At 50.0% G+C, this 3,143-nt stretch carries 4 protein-coding genes; 1 reads left to right on the top strand and 3 read right to left on the bottom strand.

Annotated features, from left to right (window positions below; genetic code table 11):
- Positions 1 to 109: 109 nt before the first annotated feature.
- The 3 genes from eno to Q1K24_RS09680 all read right to left on the bottom strand — a co-directional run bounded on the left by eno (position 110) and on the right by Q1K24_RS09680 (position 2,712).
- Complete coding sequence (gene eno, locus Q1K24_RS09690) at positions 110 to 1,387, bottom strand: phosphopyruvate hydratase (RefSeq protein ID WP_300369508.1); 1,278 nt, start codon at positions 1,385 to 1,387, stop codon at positions 110 to 112.
- Positions 1,388 to 1,493: 106 nt separating this feature from the next.
- Positions 1,494 to 2,192: a Crp/Fnr family transcriptional regulator gene (locus Q1K24_RS09685; RefSeq protein WP_300369505.1), complete on the bottom strand. Its 699-nt coding sequence runs from the start codon at positions 2,190 to 2,192 to the stop codon at positions 1,494 to 1,496.
- A gap of 49 nt (positions 2,193 to 2,241) precedes the next feature.
- Positions 2,242 to 2,712 (bottom strand): hypothetical protein, encoded by a 471-nt coding sequence (locus Q1K24_RS09680; RefSeq protein WP_300369503.1) that lies wholly within the window; start codon positions 2,710 to 2,712, stop codon positions 2,242 to 2,244.
- A gap of 199 nt (positions 2,713 to 2,911) precedes the next feature.
- Here Q1K24_RS09680 and Q1K24_RS09675 point away from each other — a divergent pair.
- Positions 2,912 to 3,143, top strand: a 232-nt coding sequence (locus Q1K24_RS09675; protein WP_300369500.1) for a hypothetical protein, incomplete at its 3' end; no start/stop codon positions are given.

Here is a 3,143-nt window from a genome sequence, read left to right as displayed (position 1 = left end):
CGGCGTTCCACGTCCACCAGAGATTGAGGGCGATTTCACCCAGTCCCGCGATCTCCTCGGGAAGCTCGGGTATCGCGATGTTCGCGGATGGGTCCATGCCGTTCACGGGTCACTTCCAGTAGTAGAGTGCGTTGGACTGCAGCGCGTCTTCGATTTCCAGAAGCCGGTTGTATTTGGCCAGACGTTCGCTTCTTGATGCCGAACCCGTCTTCAGATGGCCGCATCCCATCGCGACGGCGAAATCGGCCAGAAACGTGTCGGAGGTCTCGCCGGAGCGATGGGAGAGAAAGGCACGCCACCCGTGCTCGTAACACAGACGTACCGCATCGACCGTTTCTGTGACGGTTCCGATCTGGTTGAGCTTGATCAGCGAGGCGTTGGCCGTCCTCTCTTCGATACCCCGGGCTATGAATTTCGTATTGGTCACGAAGATATCGTCACCGACCACTTCGATCTTGCCGCCGAGCCTCTCCGTGAATTTCGCGAACCCTTCCCAGTCCTCCTCGGCCAGGGGGTCTTCCCACAGAACGATCGGATATTTTTCCACCCATCTTTCGGCCAGTTCGATCATCTCGTCGCTCGTCAGCACTCCGCCGCCGGACCATTTGAGTTCGTATTTTCCTTTTTTGCCCACGACGAAGGATGTGGCGGCACTGTCGATCGCGATGGAGATGTCGGTACCGGGTTCGTACCCGGCTTTTTCAATTGCTTCGAGTATGAGTTCCATCGCCTCCTCGTTGCTTCCCAGATTCGGCGCGAAACCTCCCTCGTCCCCGACCGCCGTCGAATACCCTTTGCGTTCGAGAATCCTCTTCAATGCATGGAAGGTTTCGGCGACATAGCGCAGCCCCTCGGAGAAACACGGCGCCCCGTGTGGAACCGCCATGAACTCCTGAAAATCGACACTGTTGTCGGCATGCTCGCCACCATTGAGTATATTCATGCATGGTACGGGGATTCTACGCGCCTCCGAACCACCGAGATAACGATAGAGCTCCGTTCCCTGATTGAGTGCCGCCGCCTTGGCTACCGCCATCGATACACCGAGGATCGCATTGGCGCCAATCCGTCCTTTGTTCTCTGTTCCGTCCAGTTCGATCATCAGACGATCGATCATCGCCTGTTCGGCCGGATCCAGACCGATCAGTTCCGGAGCGATGATATCGTTGACGTTGCCACACGCTTTCTGCACGCCTTTGCCATTGTAGCGTGAGGGATCACCATCTCGCAGTTCTATCGCTTCATGTTCGCCTGTGCTTGCCCCTGAAGGCACCGACGCACTCACTCTTCTGCCGTCTTCAAGTGTCACGAATACGCGTACTGTGGGATTTCCACGCGAATCAAGTATCTCCAGCGCCTTGACCGACGCGATATTGTTGCGGCTCATTTCTGACTCCTTTGGAATTGAAATACCATTGTATGAAAGTGGCTGATTTCATTGTAACTCAAAAATCGTTAATGAAACATCCTTTTCGTTTTTCCAAATCGCAATGTCAGAGATTGTAACGTCTTTTCAGCTCTTCAAGTCTCTTCACGGCCAGATATCCGCGTCTTTGAAGGATTATCTCGTCTCTTTTGAGCTTCTGGAGCTGGGCGGTCACGACAGAACGTACCGATCCGATCATCTCAGCCAGTAATTCATGAGAGAGGTTGTTGATCATTTTGACCGGATAGTGCTCACCGTCGGGACGGTTCCTAGTGTCGGTATGTTTCAGAATAAGTTTCGCAAGGCGTGTCGCGGTATCGTCGAAAACGATAGATTCGGCGAAAGTTTCAAGCACCCTCATCTGTTTTCCGATATAGGGTAAAAACCGTTCGTTCAGTTCGGGATAGCGCCGTAACCACTCCCTCGCCCTTTCCATAGGGGTTCGTAGAACTTCCGTGGTTTCCACTGCGACAGGATTACATATGTGGGCTTCACCGTCCAACAGTGACAAAACATCGAAAACATCTCCTCTTCGCAACAAGAACAGAACGATACTTCGTCCTGAATGGGGATCGGTGTGCATAATTTTCACGCTGCCGCGAACAATAATATTGAAGTGGACTCTCCCCTCATCGTTCTCAATCTCTTCCGACTTCTCCCAATGTGTCAGACGGCATTCGGATACGACATCACACAACTTGTCGTCGTCGAGTCCTCCGAAGAGTTCCGTAGTTTTCAGCAGATCGCAAATGGCCTTTTCGTTCATGTCAACCTACCTTTCGTTAGAAACCATCTTAAAAATCCTCTTCGAAAAATTACCGCTGTGAACGCCGCACTGTATTTTCGGGATGGTTTCTTTCATCAAGGCGTTCGAGACTCCCCTCATCTATTTCGATCTCGAACAGTTCGAAACAGGTACGACTCAACATTTTAAAATGGGCGAAGCCTTTCCGGCCTTCGCCGATTGTCCTTTCGGAAAGAGGTTTCAGAGGATGATGGGAATTGAATCGTTCCAGATCGGACAGAACAGTTTCAAAGCACTCCTCATACCGGATGATTCTGCGGTGAAACTCCGTCAATCTCTCTTTTTCGGAAAGATCCGTATCTCCTATTTCCCCATGTATTTCCCGCAGGAGAAACCTCAGACGATTCTGTACATATGTCACGATATGAAAAGCGAAATCATCAAGTCTCTTTCTCCTTTGTTCATCGGCAACCGACAAAGCTTCATCCAGAAAACTGAGACTATTATAACAGATCGGTTTCTCGTCACTACTCCTTTCCATATGTTTGCAAAAGGAGTCTTGGAAATCACGTATACTCTGTGCGAAAATTTCGTTCAAAATTTTTGGAACCTTATAAGAAATTTTGAACCCAGTATAACAAAGGGCGAGTTTTTTACGATGTCAGCCAGCTGACTTTTTTACGACACTTTTCAATTTTTTGCTCTATAATGAAATAGACAGAACCCATCGAAGGAATCGTATGTCTCAGCCACTTTTTCTGCTTCACGAGCACAGACTGGACCGGAATATCGTAGAAAGTGCAGTGACGATGATCGAAACTGTCATGAAGCGGAATGTGGAGAGGCATATCTTCAAAAAACGCAAAAAGAGTTTTCCTGCGGGGTCGATACTTTTCGTCATGGTGCCCGACGATGACTTCACCGCCTGGCTCGAGCATATCAAAGAGAGTGAAACGACCATCGTCATTCTTC

It is taken from the genome of Hydrogenimonas sp. (assembly GCF_029932565.1).
Lineage (GTDB): Bacteria > Campylobacterota > Campylobacteria > Campylobacterales > Hydrogenimonadaceae > Hydrogenimonas.
The sequence above is the reverse complement of the archived record's forward strand: the minus strand, read 5'-3'. Positions and strand labels throughout refer to the sequence as shown.